This is a genomic window from Nonomuraea sp. CA-218870 (assembly GCF_050936535.1).
Taxonomy (GTDB): domain Bacteria; phylum Actinomycetota; class Actinomycetes; order Streptosporangiales; family Streptosporangiaceae; genus Nonomuraea; species Nonomuraea corallina.
This window is the reverse complement of the sequence record NZ_JBNJMN010000001.1, coordinates 5,917,769-5,933,592: the sequence shown is the minus strand read 5'-3', so window position 1 is coordinate 5,933,592 and position 15,824 is coordinate 5,917,769. Positions and strand designations below refer to the sequence as shown.

The 15,824-nt window shown below is 73.2% G+C and carries 18 protein-coding genes; 9 read left to right on the top strand and 9 right to left on the bottom strand.

Translation table 11 applies throughout. The features are described 5' to 3' along the window. The first annotated feature begins 30 nt into the window (after positions 1 to 30). Positions 31 to 1,023, top strand: a complete 993-nt coding sequence (locus tag ACQEUU_RS28210; protein WP_433071525.1) for an iron-containing redox enzyme family protein — start codon at positions 31 to 33, stop codon at positions 1,021 to 1,023. Continuing rightward, positions 1,020 to 2,057 carry a glycosyltransferase gene (locus ACQEUU_RS28205; RefSeq protein ID WP_433071523.1) on the top strand — a complete coding sequence of 346 codons (1,038 nt, stop codon included), beginning with the start codon at positions 1,020 to 1,022 and terminating at the stop codon, positions 2,055 to 2,057. The genes ACQEUU_RS28210 and ACQEUU_RS28205 overlap by 4 nt, the downstream gene beginning before the upstream one ends. Before the next feature lie 15 nt (positions 2,058 to 2,072). Here the strand turns inward: ACQEUU_RS28205 and ACQEUU_RS28200 are convergent, their stop codons facing one another. Further along, positions 2,073 to 2,333 carry a CDGSH iron-sulfur domain-containing protein gene (locus tag ACQEUU_RS28200; protein ID WP_433071521.1) on the bottom strand — a complete coding sequence of 87 codons (261 nt, stop codon included), beginning with the start codon at positions 2,331 to 2,333 and terminating at the stop codon, positions 2,073 to 2,075. A 53-nt stretch (positions 2,334 to 2,386) separates the two neighbouring features. Beyond that, positions 2,387 to 2,536, bottom strand: a complete 150-nt coding sequence (locus tag ACQEUU_RS28195; protein WP_433071520.1) for a hypothetical protein — start codon at positions 2,534 to 2,536, stop codon at positions 2,387 to 2,389. 221 nt (positions 2,537 to 2,757) lie between these two features. Here ACQEUU_RS28195 and ACQEUU_RS28190 point away from each other — a divergent pair, with 221 nt between their 5' ends. The 3 genes from ACQEUU_RS28190 to ACQEUU_RS28180 all read left to right on the top strand — a co-directional run bounded on the left by ACQEUU_RS28190 (position 2,758) and on the right by ACQEUU_RS28180 (position 4,327). Beyond that, complete coding sequence (locus tag ACQEUU_RS28190; RefSeq protein WP_433071518.1) at positions 2,758 to 3,285, top strand: hypothetical protein; 528 nt, start codon at positions 2,758 to 2,760, stop codon at positions 3,283 to 3,285. A gap of 102 nt (positions 3,286 to 3,387) precedes the next feature. Continuing rightward, positions 3,388 to 3,669 (top strand): metal-sensitive transcriptional regulator, encoded by a 282-nt coding sequence (locus ACQEUU_RS28185; protein WP_270159852.1) that lies wholly within the window; start codon positions 3,388 to 3,390, stop codon positions 3,667 to 3,669. Positions 3,670 to 3,688: 19 nt separating this feature from the next. Then, entirely contained in the window at positions 3,689 to 4,327 is a 639-nt protein-coding gene (locus ACQEUU_RS28180; RefSeq protein WP_433071516.1) for a class I SAM-dependent methyltransferase, read from the top strand. On the opposite strand, the gene ACQEUU_RS28175 is transcribed toward ACQEUU_RS28180, so the two are convergent. Further along, positions 4,328 to 4,564, bottom strand: coding sequence for a hypothetical protein (locus ACQEUU_RS28175; RefSeq protein ID WP_433071514.1), 237 nt, complete (start codon positions 4,562 to 4,564; stop codon positions 4,328 to 4,330). It lies immediately after the preceding gene. A 133-nt stretch (positions 4,565 to 4,697) separates the two neighbouring features. On the opposite strand from ACQEUU_RS28175, the gene ACQEUU_RS28170 reads away from it, so the two are divergent. Then, positions 4,698 to 5,456 carry a hypothetical protein gene (locus tag ACQEUU_RS28170; protein ID WP_433071513.1) on the top strand — a complete coding sequence of 253 codons (759 nt, stop codon included), beginning with the start codon at positions 4,698 to 4,700 and terminating at the stop codon, positions 5,454 to 5,456. A 114-nt stretch (positions 5,457 to 5,570) separates the two neighbouring features. After that, positions 5,571 to 7,490 (top strand): Xaa-Pro dipeptidyl-peptidase, encoded by a 1,920-nt coding sequence (locus tag ACQEUU_RS28165; protein ID WP_433071511.1) that lies wholly within the window; start codon positions 5,571 to 5,573, stop codon positions 7,488 to 7,490. Between the two features lie 97 nt (positions 7,491 to 7,587). Here the strand turns inward: ACQEUU_RS28165 and ACQEUU_RS28160 are convergent, their stop codons facing one another. The 5 genes from ACQEUU_RS28160 to ACQEUU_RS28140 form a co-directional block, all read right to left on the bottom strand. After that, on the bottom strand, positions 7,588 to 10,317 hold the full coding sequence (locus ACQEUU_RS28160) for a hypothetical protein (RefSeq protein WP_433071509.1): 2,730 nt from the start codon (positions 10,315 to 10,317) through the stop codon (positions 7,588 to 7,590). Between the two features lie 178 nt (positions 10,318 to 10,495). Beyond that, positions 10,496 to 11,224 carry a maleate cis-trans isomerase family protein gene (locus tag ACQEUU_RS28155; RefSeq protein WP_433071507.1) on the bottom strand — a complete coding sequence of 243 codons (729 nt, stop codon included), beginning with the start codon at positions 11,222 to 11,224 and terminating at the stop codon, positions 10,496 to 10,498. Beyond that, complete coding sequence (locus tag ACQEUU_RS28150; protein WP_433071505.1) at positions 11,221 to 11,424, bottom strand: hypothetical protein; 204 nt, start codon at positions 11,422 to 11,424, stop codon at positions 11,221 to 11,223. Before ACQEUU_RS28150 ends, ACQEUU_RS28155 begins: the two co-directional genes overlap by 4 nt. Positions 11,425 to 11,426: 2 nt before the next feature. Next, positions 11,427 to 11,666 (bottom strand): hypothetical protein, encoded by a 240-nt coding sequence (locus tag ACQEUU_RS28145; RefSeq protein ID WP_433071503.1) that lies wholly within the window; start codon positions 11,664 to 11,666, stop codon positions 11,427 to 11,429. Beyond that, positions 11,663 to 12,415, bottom strand: coding sequence for a hypothetical protein (locus ACQEUU_RS28140; RefSeq protein ID WP_433071501.1), 753 nt, complete (start codon positions 12,413 to 12,415; stop codon positions 11,663 to 11,665). The genes ACQEUU_RS28145 and ACQEUU_RS28140 overlap by 4 nt, the downstream gene beginning before the upstream one ends. Positions 12,416 to 12,639: 224 nt before the next feature. Here ACQEUU_RS28140 and ACQEUU_RS28135 point away from each other — a divergent pair, with 224 nt between their 5' ends. Both ACQEUU_RS28135 and ACQEUU_RS28130 read left to right on the top strand, forming a co-directional pair. Beyond that, the gene (locus tag ACQEUU_RS28135; RefSeq protein WP_433071499.1) at positions 12,640 to 13,896 is read left to right on the top strand and encodes a Scr1 family TA system antitoxin-like transcriptional regulator; all 1,257 of its coding nucleotides are present in this window, start codon (positions 12,640 to 12,642) and stop codon (positions 13,894 to 13,896) included. Positions 13,897 to 14,064: 168 nt separating this feature from the next. Further along, positions 14,065 to 14,898 carry an SAM-dependent methyltransferase gene (locus tag ACQEUU_RS28130; protein ID WP_433071497.1) on the top strand — a complete coding sequence of 278 codons (834 nt, stop codon included), beginning with the start codon at positions 14,065 to 14,067 and terminating at the stop codon, positions 14,896 to 14,898. 56 nt (positions 14,899 to 14,954) lie between these two features. Here ACQEUU_RS28130 and ACQEUU_RS28125 read toward each other — a convergent pair whose 3' ends face one another. Continuing rightward, positions 14,955 to 15,773, bottom strand: a complete 819-nt coding sequence (locus ACQEUU_RS28125; RefSeq protein ID WP_433071495.1) for a DUF4253 domain-containing protein — start codon at positions 15,771 to 15,773, stop codon at positions 14,955 to 14,957. Positions 15,774 to 15,824 lie beyond the last annotated feature (51 nt).

Sequence of the window (15,824 nt, the reverse complement as noted above, 5' to 3'; positions counted from 1 at the left end):
CACCGAGAGGCAGGGCAGCTCACTGCCCTGATGCGTCTACCAGCCGACCGCGGCCCGATCACGGCCCACCTGTTCCCCGCGCTCGCCGGACCGCCCGGCGAGCCCGTGTCCCTGCCCTCGCCCGCCGGGCCCTCGCTCCACGACGGCGATCTGCAGCTCGCCCTGTTCGCCTGCTACGAGCTCCACTACCGGGGTTTCGAGGAGGTGGACGAGCGGTGGGAGTGGGACCCCGGGCTGCTGCGGGCCCGCGCCGAGCTGGAACGCCACCTCGACGACGCGCTGGCCGAGGCCGTGCCGAGGCCCCGGCCGGTGCCGCCGGGAGAGGTCCGGCGCGCCCTCGCCGGGCTCTGCGCCGACGGTGACGGGCCGTTCTCGCGTCACCTGCGCCGCGCGGCCACGCTCGACCAGTTCCGCGAGTTCGTCGCGCACCGGTCGATCTACCACCTCAAGGAGGCCGACCCGCACTCCTGGGCCATCCCGCGCCTGCACGGCCGGGCCAAGGCGGCGCTGGTCGAGATCCAGGCCGACGAGTACGGCGGCGGACGGCCCGAGCGGATGCACTCCGAGCTGTTCCGCGCCACCATGCGCGGCCTCGGGCTCGACGACGCCTACGGGGCCTACGTGGACCGGGTGCCCGGCATCACGCTCGCCGTCTCCAACGTGATGTCACTGTTCGGGCTGCACCGCCGCCGTCGCGGCGCGCTCGCCGGGCACCTCGCCGCGCTGGAGATGACGTCCTCGCTGCCCAACCGCCGCTACGCCGCCGGCCTGCGGCGGCTCGGCGGCGACGCGGCCGCCGCGCTGTTCTACGACGAGCACGTCCAGGCCGACGCCGTGCACGAGCAGGTGGCCGCCCACGACCTGTGCGGAGGGCTCGCCGCCGCCGAGCCGGCTCTCACGGGCGACATCCTGTACGGGGCCGCGTGCGCGCTCACCGTGGACCGGCTGTGGGCCGAACACGTGATGGACCGCTGGGAGCGCGGCGAGCCCTCGCTGGAGCCGGCCGGGCACCTGGTCGCGTGAACCCTCCGGAGCTCGCCGCTGGACCGGGCGCACGACGGGAGGCGGGACTGGAGGCAGGACTGGAGGCAGGACTGGAGGCGGGGCTGGACTATGTGCTGCCGCTGCGCTGGGAGGAGGACGACGGGCTCGACGAGCTGACCGCGTACCTGTCCTGGCTGTCCCGGCGAGCGCGGGTGATCGTGGTGGACGGCAGCCCGGACGCGATCTTCGCGCGGCACGCCCGCCGCTGGCGGGGGCTCGCCGTGCACGTGCCGCCAGAGCCGGGGTTCCGGTACGCCAACGGCAAGGTCAACGGCGTGCTCACCGGGCTCCGGCTGGCCCGTGGCGACCGCGTGGTGATCGCCGACGACGACGTCCGCTACGACGAGCGGGGGCTGGCCGCGATGCGCCGGCTGCTGGGGGAGCACGACCTGGTACGGCCGCAGAACCACTTCCACCCGCTGCCCTGGCACGCCCGCTGGGACACCGCCCGCACCCTGCTCAACCGGGCGCTCGGCGCCGACTACCCCGGGACGCTGGGCGTGCGGCGGGCGTGCGTGGAGGACGGCTACGACGGCGACGTGCTGTTCGAGAACCTGGAGCTGATCCGCACGGTGCGCGCCAGAGGCGGGCGGGTGGTGAGCGTGCCCGGCCTGTACGTGCGCCGCCTGCCGTGCTCGGCGGGGCGGTTCTGGTCGCAGCGCGTGCGGCAGGCGTACGACGACCTGGCCCAGCCCGCCCGGCTGGCGCTGTCGCTGTCGGTGCTGCCGGCCGTGGGGGTGGCGGTGTCGCGCCGGGCGTTCCGGCCGTTGCTGGCGGGCGCCGTGCTTGCGGTCCTGGTCGCCGAGGCGGGGCGGCGCCGGGCCGGCGGGCGCGCGGTCTTCCCGGCGAGCGCCTCCCTGTTCGCGCCGGTGTGGATCCTGGAGCGCGGCGTGTGCGGCTGGCTGGCGCTGGCCGCCGCGGTCACGGGCGGCGTCCCGTACGCGGGCCGCCGCCTGCGCCGTGCCGCCCACTCCACCCGCCGCCTGCGCCGCCGGGCCGGCGCGTCGGGCTGAGCGTGCGCCGGGGAGTCAGCCGGCGGCGGGCTTGCGGACGGTCGGGGGGCGGGCGTCGGCCGGGGGGTGGGCGGAGCCGGTGGTCCGTGGGCCGCTGGGGGCGCGGAAGCCGGCCGTCTTGTGGGAGCCGTCGCAGAAGGGCTTCTGCGCCGAGAGGCCGCACCGGCACAGGGCCACCGTCTCCCGGCCTGGCGTGATCGCCTCGCCGTCCTGGGTCACCAGCTCGAACGGTCCGCGTACCAGGAGGGGACCGTCCTCGTAGGGAGTCACGGTCACCGGCTCGTTCCTCTTGTGCCGCATCCGCCTCGTCTGCCCCCCGCCGGGCCGGTCTAACGGGGCACGGCCGGAGGGTTCGTGCCGGTCGGCGGGTAGACGTGGGTGCCGTGGTGAGCCACCGGGAGCACGCAGCGCCGGTCGGCGTCGACGGTGACGCAGCGTTCGGCCTCCTCGCGCTGGGGGAGCGGGTCGGCATGCGACATCAGGTTCGCCTGTATATTCGGCACTGAAGGGACGCTATAGGCGACATGCTGCCAAATAGGTATCGAGGTGGCAACGATCACACCTCTGAACGATCTCGACAAATCGGGTGAACCATCTTGTGGGCCGGGTCCGACCGGCCGTACCCGGAGCCGTTAAAGGACTCGTTCAGACTGGACCAAGCACGCATTCGGGGTTGTTCAGGGCGGGAATCACTGCCGCTATGAGCATGAAATTCCTGAGCAGGGGCCTCCTGCTGGCCATGACCGTGCCGGCTCTCCTCACGGCCGGCTGCGCTGCGACCGGCAGTGGACAGGCGATGGAGGGGGCCGCCAGCCCGGCCTCGCCCACGGGCACCGACACTGGCATGTACGAGAGCCCGATGCCCGGCGACTCGGGCACGGCGTCACCGACCGGCACCGCGGGCGCGATGACGTCGCCCCGGGCGGTGGTGGAGCAGTTCTACAAGGCGCTCGACGACGGCGAGGCCCAGAAGGCCGCCAAGATGTTCACCTCCGATGGCGTGGCGGCGGTGCAGGGCAAGGATACGGCGGAGGGCATGCAGGCCCTGACCGATGTCTTCGAGGACGCGAAGGTGGAGGGGACGCCGAACATCGAGGAGTCGGAGGCCATGGGCAAGGCCGCCTTCGTCTCCGCGACCGTCGACTCCACCCGCGGATTCTTCCTGCTCGCCAACGAGGGCGGCTCCTGGAAGATCGACCGCTACATGAGCAACAGCAGCTCGGACTGACCCGGCACCGGCGTCCGGCACGGCCGGGCGCCGGCCTCTTGCCTCCCGAAATACGCTACGGGGGTATGGTGTTATCTGGTGTAGAGGGAAAGGACCGTGAGCATGGCGGGCTACACCGGAAACAAGCAGGAACACCTGCGGCGCCTGCGCCGGGTCGAGGGTCAGATCCGCGGTCTGCAGCGCATGGTCGACGACGACCAATACTGCATCGACATCCTCACCCAGGTCTCGGCCGCGACCAGCGCCCTGGAGTCGTTCGCGCTGGCCCTGCTGGAGGAGCACCTGGCCCACTGCGTGACCGAGGCCATCCAGCAGGGCGGCGCCGAGGCGGACGTCAAGGTCAAGGAGGCCGCCGACGCCGTGGCCCGTCTCGTCCGCTCCTGAGCGACATACGCTGGAGGTCATGCACGATCTCTCGCGCTACCAGCACCCCCGCTTCGCCCGCGCCTACGACCGGATGAGCCGGCAGGCCGAGGCCACCACGGGAGAGCTGCGGGCCCGCCTGTCGGCCGGGCTGAGCGGCCGCGTCCTGGAGATCGGCGCCGGCAACGGCCTCAGCTTCCGCCACCATCCGCCCGGCGTGCGCGAGGTCCTCGCGGTCGAGCCGGACGACGTGCTGCGCGCCGCCGCCGAGCGGGCCGCGGCCACCGCCCCGGTGCCGGTGCGGGTGGTGCCCGGCCACGCCGGCGCGCTGCCGGCCGAGACGGGCGCGTTCGACGCCGCGGTGACCTCGCTCGTGCTCTGCTCCGTCCCCGACCTGGCGGCGGCGCTCGCCGAACTGCGCAGGGTGCTGAAGCCCGGCGGCGAGCTGCGCTTCTTCGAACACGCCCGCTCCGACCGGCCCGTCCGCGTGCTGCTGCAACGCCTGGTCACGCCGGTCTGGTCGCGCATGGCCGGCGGCTGCCACCTCGACCGCGACCCGGTGACGGCCATCGGCGCCGCCGGGCTGGCCGTCGAGGAGCACGACCGCTTCGCCCACAAGCCGCTGCCGGGCTCGCCGACCCTCACCCACGTCCTCGGCCGCGCGCGCAAGGCGGCCTGATCAGGGCTCGTCCGGCAGTCGCGGGCTGATGCGGCCCTGGTCGACCAGGGCCAGATAGACGGCGAAGGCGCCATGGATCCACATCCCGGCCTGCGCCGAGGTCATCGTGATCTCCTCGCCCTCGTGCGTACGGATCACGTAGCCGTCGAGCGGCGCCCGCCGCCACGCGGCCAGCATCCCCTCGTGCACCAGCACGTCGAGCATCCCGGTCAGGTATTCGCGTCCGGTGGCGAACACGGCGCGGGCCTCCTCGCATCTCGCCGGATCCCCCGCCTGCCCCTCAATTCTGCGTCCTATCGGGGCCGGGCGCAGCCTCTCCGCGCCGGGAACCTGTGCGCGCCGGCCGGTGTATCACCGCCGGAGGTGTGAGATGAGAAAACTGATCGTCATCCTGGCCGCCGCGGCCGCCCTCGTCGCGGGAACGCCCCCGGCCGCCGCGTCCGGCGGGTGGGCGGTGACGTACCTCGACCCGGTCCCGTCCGAGCTGTCCCCCGGCAGCTCGTACACGGTCGGGTTCTGGGTCCTGCAGCACGGCACCCACCCGTACGACGGCGATTTGGGCCCGGCCGGGCTCCGGCTGACCGGCGCCGACGGCCTCGTGCGCGACTTCCCCGGCACCCCGCTGCCCGAGCCCGGCCACTACGCCGCCGCCGTCAACGTGCCCGAGGGCGTCCACAAGCTGACCGGCGTGCAGGGCATCTTCCAGCCGTACGAGATCGGGACCCTCACCGTGCCGGGCGGAGTCACGCTCAACCCGCTCGACCCCGGACTGGTGAAGGCGCTGCGCGAGCTGTCCCGGGACTACTGGGGCCTGATCCGGCCGCCGGGCGTCCCCGACCTGGAGGGCGTGCCGGACGTCAAGCTGACGGCGGCCCCCGCGCCCGCGGTCGCCTCTCCCGCCCCGGAAGCCGCCGCCGAGCCCGCGGCCGCCGCCTCTCCCGCGCCGCGTGCTCAGGACGGCGGGCTTCCCCCCTACACGCTGCTGCTCGCCGCGATCGGCGGCGGGCTGGTCGTGCTGGCGGCGCTGCGGCTGCCGCGCCGCCGGGAGCGGGGCCCGGTCGCGGACGGGGAGGGGAACGACGAGGCGGACACGGTCGTGATCTCCGGGTTGCGGCCTCCCAGCGGGTGACCGAAACCGGACACCCGCCTCCGGACATGAGGCCGGACGGCGGTGGACAGATCTTGTCAGGGCGGCGGCGGTCTGAGAGATTGCACCTACTTTTCTCAGTCCCGGAGGTCACGCGTGTCACCATTACGCCCGGCCCTCATCGCCGCCGCCCTCATCGTGGGCACGGCCACCCCCGTCCAGGCCGGCCCCGGCCCCGAGATCACCGTCCAGAACGGCCGGACGCAGCCGGTCTTCTCCTACGCCGACGCCATCCGCGAGCACGTGTACGTCGAGTCGACCGTCGACAGCGACGCCGACGGCAGGCTCGACCGGGTGCGCGTCGACATCATCCGGCCCAAGGAGTCCGGCCCCGGGCTCAAGGTGCCCGTCGTCATCGACGAGAGCCCGTACTACGACAACTCCGGGCGCGGCAACGAAGGCGAGCGGAAGGTCTACGACGACGCCGGCAACGTCGTGAAGTTCCCGCTCTTCTACGACAACTACTTCGTGCCGCGCGGCTACGCCGTGCTCAACGTCGACATGCTCGGCACCACCCGCTCCGACGGCTGCCCCGACACCGGCGGCAAGGCCGACGTGCTCGGCGGCAAGGCCGTCATCGACTGGCTCAACGGCCGCGCCAAGGCCTACCGCGCCGACGGCAGCCCCGCCGTCGCCGACTGGACCACCGGCAAGTCCGCCATGATCGGCAAGTCGTACGACGGCACGCTCGCCAATGCCGTCGCCGCCACCGGCGTGCGCGGCCTGGAGACGATCGTGCCGATCTCCGCGATCAGCTCCTGGTACAAGTACCAGCGCTCCAACGGCGTCGTCTACAACTACGACTACGCCTCCTGGCTGGCCAACTACGTCGACACCGACCCCGAGGCCAAGTGCCAGGCCGTGCGCGACCGGATGGACGCCGAGGACGGCGACGACACCGGCGACCACAACGCCTTCTGGGACGAGCGCGACTACATCCACGGCCTGCTCGGCGACGTCTCCAAGGTACGGGCGAGCGTGTTCGTCGCGCACACCGTCAACGACCTCAACGTCAAGCCCGACAACTTCTCCGAGTGGTGGGAGGCGCTGGCCAAGCGCGGCGTGCCGCGCAAGATCTGGGTGGGCCAGACCGGGCACGTGGACCCGTTCGACTTCGAGGGCCGCAGAGGACTCTGGGTCGACACGCTGCACCGGTGGTTCGACCACTGGCTGCACGGCGTCCGCAACGGGATCATGAGCGAGCCCCGCGCCGACGTGGAGGTCGCCCCCGCCCAGTGGATCACCGAGCGGGACTGGCCGGCCCCCCGCGGCCACAAGCTGACCCTGCGCCCCTCCGCCGACGGCTCGCTGCGCCTCCTGCCCGGCAAGAAGGCGACCGCGAGCTTCACCGACGTGCGCATGAGCGAACCCGACATGGTGGCCGACGTCGGCACCGCCAACCCGGGCCGGATCGCCTACACCACCGGTGAGCTGCCGCTCGACCTGCGCCTGTCCGGCACCCCGGTCGCCGACCTGCGGGTCAAGCTCGACCGGCCCACCGCCAACCTGACCGCGCTGCTCGTCGACTTCGGCGACGACACCCGCGTCGACTGGCGGCGCGGCGGTGGCATCACCACCCTCACCGAGGAGGACTGCTGGGGCGACAGCACCGCCGCCGACGACGGCTGCTACCGCAAGGTCGTCACCAACACCGTCGACCGGCCCCTCGAGATCGTCGCGCGCGGCTGGATCGACGTGCAGAACCGCCTGTCGCTCAGCCGCCCCACGCCGCTGCCCGTCGGCACGTACGGGAGCGTCAAGTGGGAGACCCTGCCCCAGGACTACGTCTTCAAGAAGGGACACCGGATCGGGCTGGTGATCGCGGGCACCGACGCGACCTACAGCAACGAGACGGGCACCGGGGCGAACGTCACGGTCGACCTGTCCAGAAGCTCGATCGCGTTCCCCGTCGTGCTCGGGACGCCGCTGGAGAGCGTGCCGCAGGACAAGGCGAGGTTCGTCGGGCCGCGGGAGGTGACCCTGCCGGAGCCGGAGCGCGAGTTCTCGTTCTTCTGACCTGACCGGTCAGGAGCCGGGGTTCCCGTCCTCCTGACCCGCTCCATGGAGAGGGCCTCGGACACTGCCCGAGGCCCTCTTCTCGTCTGAGCCATGCTCATTCCCGGGCGCGCGGACAGTTGCTCCAGTAGCCGCCTCCGTCGCTGTCGGGGATGAGGGCGCCGCGGTCGGCGGCGACGGTCCAGGACACCATCATCGTGAGAGTGCCGTCGGCGCTCTCGCCGCCGCCCGGTGCCGTACCGGTCCAGTGGACGGTGATGACGCCGGACTCGGTGACGGGCGGGCCGGCGCAGCCGGGACGGGTGGCCGGGGCGCGGACCGTGAACGCGTTGCCGGCGACCGCGATGCCGTTCGAGCCGGAGAACGAGGTGACGCGGCACTCGCCGGTGCAGGTCAGCCGGAACGTCCCGGTCCGCCGCTCGCCCAGTCGCACGGACGCGGGCGAGATCGCGGCCACCGGCGGCGCCGGCGAGTCCCCCCGCGCGATCGCGGGCACACGCCCGTCCGCCGCATCGGGATCGGCGGGCGCGCGGGTCGTCCCGGTGTCCGCGGTGCCGGGGTCGGCGGGGGCGCGGGTCGTCCCGGTGTCGGCGGTGCCGGGGTCGGCGGGGGCGCGGGTCGTCCACGGGGCGCCGGGCTCCGCATCGGGGGAGTGCGCGGGCGCGCTCCCGGCCGTCGCCCGCCCGGTCCCCGGGTCCGGGGCGGGCGGTGCCTCGCGGTTCTGGATCCCGGCCCACACCAGGCCCGCCACCAGCATCACCACACCGACGATCAGCGCCGCCCTGACGAGCCACTGCAGCGAGAGCCGGGCCTCGGGATCGTCCTCGTCCGGCCGCTCCCGCCAGAACTCGTCCCACGTCTCCCCGCCTCCTCCGGTCGGGGACGAGAAGACCAGCTTGTCCCCGTACTGGGTCACCGGCGTCCTGCCGCTGCGCCATCCGGGATCAAGCGTCCTCAGCGGCGCGTGCGGGCGCGGCGGGTCATCGCTCCGCCGCGGCGCCGGCACCTTGATCCACCCTGCGGGCAGCGCCGGGTTCCAGCGCACCGGGGTCTCGTCGCCGGCGGTGCCGGTGATCCACCGGTCGTCCGTCTCACCCTCACGCGGGCCGGTGCCGCCGTCAGGGGTCCCGCGCTCGTACGGGCCGGTGCGGTCGTCATCGGTCCTGTGCCCGCGCGGGTCGGTGCGGTCGTCATCGGTCCTGTGCCCGCGCGGCTCGGTGCCGCCGTCATGGGTCCTGTGCCCGCGCGGCTCGGTGCCGCCGTCATCGGTCCTGCGTCCGCGCGGGCCGGGGACCCAGCGCACGGGGGTCTCGTCACCGACGGCGCCGGTGGTCCAGCGGTCGTCCGCCCGCCTCACGTCCGCGCCGGGGCCGGAGCGGTGATGGGTGTTCCTGCCAGTGTGCGAGCGGTCGTGGGAGTCGTGTCCGCGTGGGCCGGGGTCGGGACGGTCGTGGGTGTCGTGTCCGTTCGTGCGGGTGCTGGTGCGGTCGTGGGTGTCGTGTCCGCGTGGGCCGGGGTCGGGACGGTCGTGGGTGTCGTGTCCGCGTGGGTCGGGGGTGGGTGTGCGGGGGCCGGGGGTCCAGCGGATGGGGGTCTCGTCGCCGGCGGTGCCGGTGGTCCAGCGGTCGTCGGGCTCCCCGCCGTCAGGGGTCCGGGCGGGGGGCGGGTCGCCAGGCTCCGGGCGTGGGGGGACGTCCCCGCCCGCCCCCCAGTGGGGCGGCGCGCTCCTGGCTGGGATGTCCGGCGCGGGTACGGGCCCGGGGCCGCCGTCCTGTGGGGGCGGGATCGGGGGGAGGCCGGGGCGTTTCCCGTACGGGATCGTCTCGCCCGACGTGGAGTCGCCCGACGTGCCGGTGGGCACCAGGCGCTCGCCGGTCGGGTGCACGGCCCGCAGCAGCGCCTCGGCCGTGCCGGGCGGAGCGGTCGGCCCCCGGCGCGCCCGGGCGGGGGAGTCAGGCTCGGGCGGGCCGCCGCCGGATTCCTGGCCGGCGGCGGCCGCGCCCGCCGCCGGCCAGGCTCTTCCCCTGGTCTCCGTCGTGGGGCCGGGGACCAGGGCGATCAGCGCGGGCGGCGGCTCCATCAGGTCGCTCGCCTGCGCCGGGAACCCGTCGGAGCGCCACGCCGCCGGATCGCTCGGCAGCGGGTCACCCCAGGCGGGCTGGTCGCGTAACGTGTCGGGGATCTCGGCCAGCGGCAGGCCGAGCAGCAGCACTCCGGCCCGCACCTCGTCGCGGGGCGCTGACCGGCAGGACTGGCAGGAGCGGATGTGCCGGGCGATCCGGGTGCGGTTGCGCCGGCCCGGCGCCTTCGCCCAGTCCGTCACCCGTACCGCCAGCCGGGGGCACCCGTCGCGGGTCCGGGCGGCGCGCACCGCGGCTATCCACTCCTCGATCCGGTCGGCGGCCTCGGCGATGACGGTGTTGACCTGGATCGCCTCGACGTCGAAGATCGCGGCGATCTCCGCGCTCGCCAGCTGGTGCCGTACCGACAGGTCGAGCAGCTCCCGGTGCGGCGCGTCGAGTGCGCGCAGCGCCTCGGGGACCAGGTCCGGCGCCTCCGGCCGGGTCCACGAGCCGGTGCTGGCGGGCCGGGTGGCCGCGACGGCCGCGCGATGGCAGCGGGCGAGCGCGTAAAGCCACGGACGCGTCAGCTCCCGGTCGCCCAGCCGCTCCCCGTGCACGTGCGCCGACAGCAGCGCGCCGGCGACGGCGAGCTCGGCGTCGGACGCCGACAGCCCTGTGCGGCAGTAGTCGTAGAGGTGCCTCCCATGCTGCTCGCACAGCCTGCCGATGGCCTCGCGCGCCTCGTTGGACAGCGTCCGCCACATACTCGACTACTCCTCAGCTAGCACGGCGTCCCTCGCCCGGCCCTGGGTACGCCAGGGGCCCGCTAGACGGCCTCCGGCAGGGTTGATTCGGGGTCGCCGGCGCCGGATCGGGCTCCGTCCACGCCGGCCGCGGGCGTGGTGCCGGCGACCCCCGTCCAGTAGGCGGGGAAGGCGGCGGTCATGACGCCCTCCCCTGCGCGGCCGCCCGCCGGGGCGACCGGTTCAGCGTGACCGGGCGGCCCGTCGCCCGTGACAGCGCCCACCACGCGCTGCACAGGTTCGAGGTGAGCAGCGTCCGGTCGTTGCCCGCGCCGAGCGTGCCCAGCACCGGCAGCGTCGGCATCCCGCTGCAGGTGAACAGCAGGACGGCGTCGGCGGGCAGGTCCGCCTGCTTGACCTGGTCGACCAGTTCCGGCGGCGTGATGTCGTACGGGGAGAAGCCGCCCTGCGCCCGGACCGGCACGACCCCGGCGATGCGCATGCCCGCCGCCTTCCAGAACCGCTCGGCCAGCTCCGTCAGCCACGGCTGGTACGGGGAGACGATGTGCACCTCCTCCACCCCGAGGTGGCCGATCGCCTCCATGATGGCCACCGTCGCGCTCGCGAACGGCACGCCGAACCGCTCGGTCATCCGCTCGCACTCGTCCTGGTCCTCCTCCGGGTCGAGCAGGTAGCGGGGGCCGTCGCAGGCCATGATGAGCGCGTCGAGCGGCAGGTCGCCGAACGAGTGGGCCATCGCGGGCAGCGCCGCGTTGTAGCTTTCCAGCCGTTCCGCCGGCGCCAGCCCCGGTCGCACCGGGAACCGGCTCACGTGCATGTCCGCGCGCGAGCCGAGCAGGCGGGTCAGCTCGGGCTCCGCCGACGGGTTGGCGGGCGGCACCAGCACGCCCACCCTGCCCCGGTTCATGCCGTCCTCCCACCGGGTTCCTCGGGCGGCACGTCCGGCGTTCCGCCGGGGACGCGGCCGATCGACGTGAGCGTCCGCCCGGGCAGGTGCCGGATGCGGCGCAGCCGGTGCGCCGTCCTCGCGGAGCTCTGGTCGGCCGGCCGGGTCCCGCGCACGGGAACCCCGTGGTGCTGCGGGCCGTGGACCTCGTCGGTGAGCATGATCACTCCTGTCCATGGGGGTCGCCCCAAGGGGCTGGCACGTCCTGGAGGCCGAGGCGGACCAGTTCTCGATCGGCCTGACCGCGTTCTTCGGTGAAGGTGGCGCGGGGCTCCGGCGTGAGCCACCAGGCCCGCGTCGCGTCCGTGACGGAGCCGTCGGGGAGCCGCCCGGTCGCGGACGCGGGACGGTCGCCCGGGCCGGGGTCCGGGCCGGGTGGGTGGTGCGCCGGTGGGCGGGTCATCGCGGCGACGACGCGCAGTCGGTGAGTGAGGGGACGACGTCGGGTGACCGGCCGGGCGGCCGGTTGGGCACGCTGGCCGCGACCACGCGCTCCGACAGGCACGTGTTCAGCCGGGACAGGCGGGCGCGCGGCGGCACGCTGCCGCCGGCCACCGCGGTCGCCACCCGGACGGCCAGTGACAGGTGCTCGGCGCAGCGCCGCCGCACCTTGGCCTCCAGCCCCACCACCTGGGCCAGCCGGAGCCGGAGCGGCTCCAGGGTGGCGGTGCGCTGCAGGCCGTCGAGGTCCGCCAAGCGGTCCGGCCAGCGCAGGTCGTCGCGCAGCCGGGCCTCCACCTCGTCGACGACGGTCTCAGGCGGCTGCCCTTCCTGGCACAGCCGGGTGGCGATGGTGACCGCCATGAAGACGGTCAGGTCGTGGTCGGCGAGCCTGCCCGCGAGCGCGGCGGCGAGCACCTGGACGCGGTGCGTCAGGCCGTCGGCGCTCCAGCCGAGCACGAGCAGCCGGTCGGCGGCCGGCTCGACGTGCCAGCCCGCGAGGCGCAGCTCGCGAGCCATCCGGTGGTACAGGCTCCATCTGTCCTCGTCGCCGTCCATCCAGATCTGGACGCCGCCGAAGGGCAGGTCTGACACGTGCACCGGCGTCCCAGCGGGGGCTGATCGTGCGCAGATGCGCTGGATCACCCGTTCCTGTACGGGTGACACCGGCGCTCTGGTGAACCAGGGACTGACCTGGTGATCGATGGTCACGTCCGGCCACCTCCCTGCCGGGCGACTCCGAGGAGCGCCGGCTGTCAGGTAACAGTTTCCACGTGTCGTACGATACTGGCTAAACGCGGGATAGTGTGTCAACTCTCAGTTTTCGTGCAAAGAAAATGCCCCGAGTGCGGGAAGGGTGACCTGTCCGGTCAGGATGTCCCGCACGGGGGCCGGGTCTACGCTTGATTGCGTCTTACGGGTATCAGGAGGCATGCGTGGCGAAGTTCGCCGAGCGACTCGACCTGGCGCTGGCCAAGCGCGGTTTCACCGGGGCTCAGGTCGCCGCGGCGCTCACCGAGGCCGGCATCCCGATCACCCGCGCCTACGTCAGCCAGTTGCGCACGGGCAAGCAGGCCAACCCCACGCTCCAGGTGCTGCGGGCGCTGGCCGCGTGCCTCCAGGTGAGCGTGGGCTGGCTGGTGGGCGAGGACCACGTCGAGGTCGGCACGGTCGAGGACCTGCAGCTCCAGGCGTCCGGCATCGGCCTGTCCGCCTCCGGCCTCTCCGAAGGGTCGCTGTCGGTGGTGCGCGGCGTGATCGAGCTGGCCCGCAAGGCGGAGGACCTGCCCGAGCACCCGGAGCCCGCCCTGGAGATCCCCGACGCGGCCGCGCCGCTGGACGAGCCCGTGCGCCGCGCGCTCGGCGAGCGGCTCCACTCGCTGCGCCTGGCCGCGCAGCTGTCTCCGGAGAAGGTGGAGACCGTGCTCGGCAAGGGCGCCATCGCGGTCGAGGCGGTCGAGCAGGGACGGATCGCCCCCGCCCCCGCCACGGTCGAGCGCCTGCTCACCCTGTACGGCGTGACCGCGATGCCCGCGCGGGAGTACGTCCTGTCGATCGCGCGCGGCGAGCGCGAGCTCGAATGGTACGACTCCAGCGCGTTCCCGGTCTGGCTGGCCACCACCTGCTCCATCGACAGCAGGGCCTCGGTGATCCGCACCTATCACACCCACTTCGTGCCGCCGCTGCTGCAGACCGAGGCCTACGCGCTCGCGGCGATCGCCGCGGCCGACATGGGGTCCTTCCGGCACACCACCGCCGACGCCGCGGTGGACATCCTGGCCGCCCGCCAGCGGCTCATCCTGGGGCCGAAGGGACCGGTCGTGTGGGCGGTCATGGACGAGGGCGTCCTGTTCCGCTCGATCACGGAGACCCCCGTGCTGCTCGACCAGCTCGACCGGCTGATCGACTTCGCCAAGCGTCCCAATATCTCGCTGCATATCGTGCCCATGGACGGTCCGGCGTACGTCCCGCGTACCGGTCCGTTCACTCTCTGGCGTTTCGACGAGGCGTTCGAGCCCGACATCGCGTGCGCGCACGCGCTGGAGGCGGACGAGCTGATCACCGACGCCGTGCAGGTGGAGGCCTACCATCAGGCGTTCACCAAGCTGTCGGTGACCACGACGACCCGCGACGAGACCCTTGACCTGCTGTGCGCTCATCGTGAAAGGCTCTCGCGGTCAATGCGGAATTGATCGTTACCGTACACGCGGTAGAACGAAAGAGCATAAATCTCAAAAAATCTAGGCCTGGGTGCTTGGATAAAGGGATTTTTGAATCATTATGAATTTGGGCAACCGAGTGGGGTCAGCGACCGGAGACTTTCCCAACAGAAAGTGGCGAGGGGAAAGGGGCGACACCCAATGCGCCAGCGTGCTATCCGAAACCTGGCCAATCTCGACACCAGCCATGCACGGATCACCCGCATACTCGACGCCGCGACAGGAGGCAAGAACAACTTCAGAGCCGACAGGGAGGCGGTCAACCGCTATGACGTGGCCGCCGAGATCACCACCGCCGCCGCCCAAGCCATTCTCGGGTACCTGACACGGGTCGTACGCCACCTGGCGCTGGAGGGCGTCGACCAGTTCCTGATCGTGGGCAGCGGGGTGCCGAGCGGCCTGCCACCGGGCCGCAGACTGCACGACATCGCACGCGACACGCCGCGCACGGCGTCCGCCCGGGTCGTGTACATCGAGAACGACCCGATGGTGCTCGCCAACGCGCAAGCCACCATCGAGCCGATCACCGATCTCGTGCGGGTGGTCGAGGGCGACATCCCGCAGATCGACGAGATCCTGGACGACCGCGTCGTGCGCACGTTCGTGGACTGGAACCGGCCGATGGCCTGGATCGTGGTCTCGGGCCACAACGTGAGCGACGACGAGCAGGCCCGTCACGTCATCAAGCGGTTACGGGAGAACGCCCCGAAGGGCAGCTACCTGGCCCTGTTGCAGACCACGTTCGACGGCATACCGCGTGAGCTGCTGCCGGCGATCAACGATCTGCTGGCGATGACGCTGCCGGGTCACGCGGTGCGTACGCGTGAGGAGATGGAGTCCCTGCTGGAAGGGCTGGAGTTGCTGGAACCGGGGCTGGTGTGGGTCCCGGAGTGGCGGCCGGACGGCGACGGAGACGCCTGCGCCGACCAGCCCGGCAGCTCGGGCAACTACGGAGCCGTGGCGCGGCTTCCGTGACCCAGGGGACATCGCCGCCCGGGCCGAGGGCTCCCCCCGGCCCGGGGCGGCGCCTGTCAGTCCCACCAGAAGGACCAGGCGTGCGAACCGATGAGCTGCCCGGCGTACCCGTGCAGGTCGCCGGCTCCCTGCAGCACGTTGTCCGGGCAGAACGTCCAGTGCTCGGCCGCCACGTGCAGCGCGTGCTCCAGGTCCGCCGGAGGCGCGGCCACGCTGATCTCCAGCGTGTTGAAGCCGACGCAGACCACCCGCGCCCCGAAGCGGTCCTCCCAGCTGCGCACCACGGCGGCCAGCGGCACCATCCACTCGTTGTGGTGCAGCGCGCCCTGCCAGCCCATGGCGGCCAGCGCGTCGGCGCTCCGTGGCGCGGCCACGAGCCCCAGCGGCATGCCCCTGGCGGCCAGCTCGCCGGCGAACCACGCGGCCACCGCGTCCGGCTCGGCCACCGGACGGCCGGGCGGCGCGAGACCGGGACAGATCGCCCCGTACGGCTCCAGCTCGGCCAGGGCGTCGGCCGGCATCTGCGCGACCCATTCCTCCCAGACCTCGGTCATGAAGCCCTCGGCGGTGAAGTGGTCGATCTGCATCGGATCGTCCGGCACCACCTGGCCCACCGCCCACGGCTGGGCCGACTCGTCCAGCAGGACCGGCCACAGGCCGCTGCGCGGATGCTCGGCCAGGAAACGCCGCCAGTCGTCGCCCGTCGCGGGCTCGTCACTCATCCAGAACGCGGGCCTGAGGGGCTCACCCTGGCCGGTGTAGCCCGGGTCGGGCCAGATCACCTCGCCCTCGGGCAGCCCGATCGACAGGCTGCGCCCCCCGCCGCCGTCGGCGAACAACCGGCGCAGCTCTCCCGGCAGCCGATGATCGTCCATGCCCTACCATTCCGAGACGGAATCCTGCCTCCGAGATGGTAGTGCCGCCGC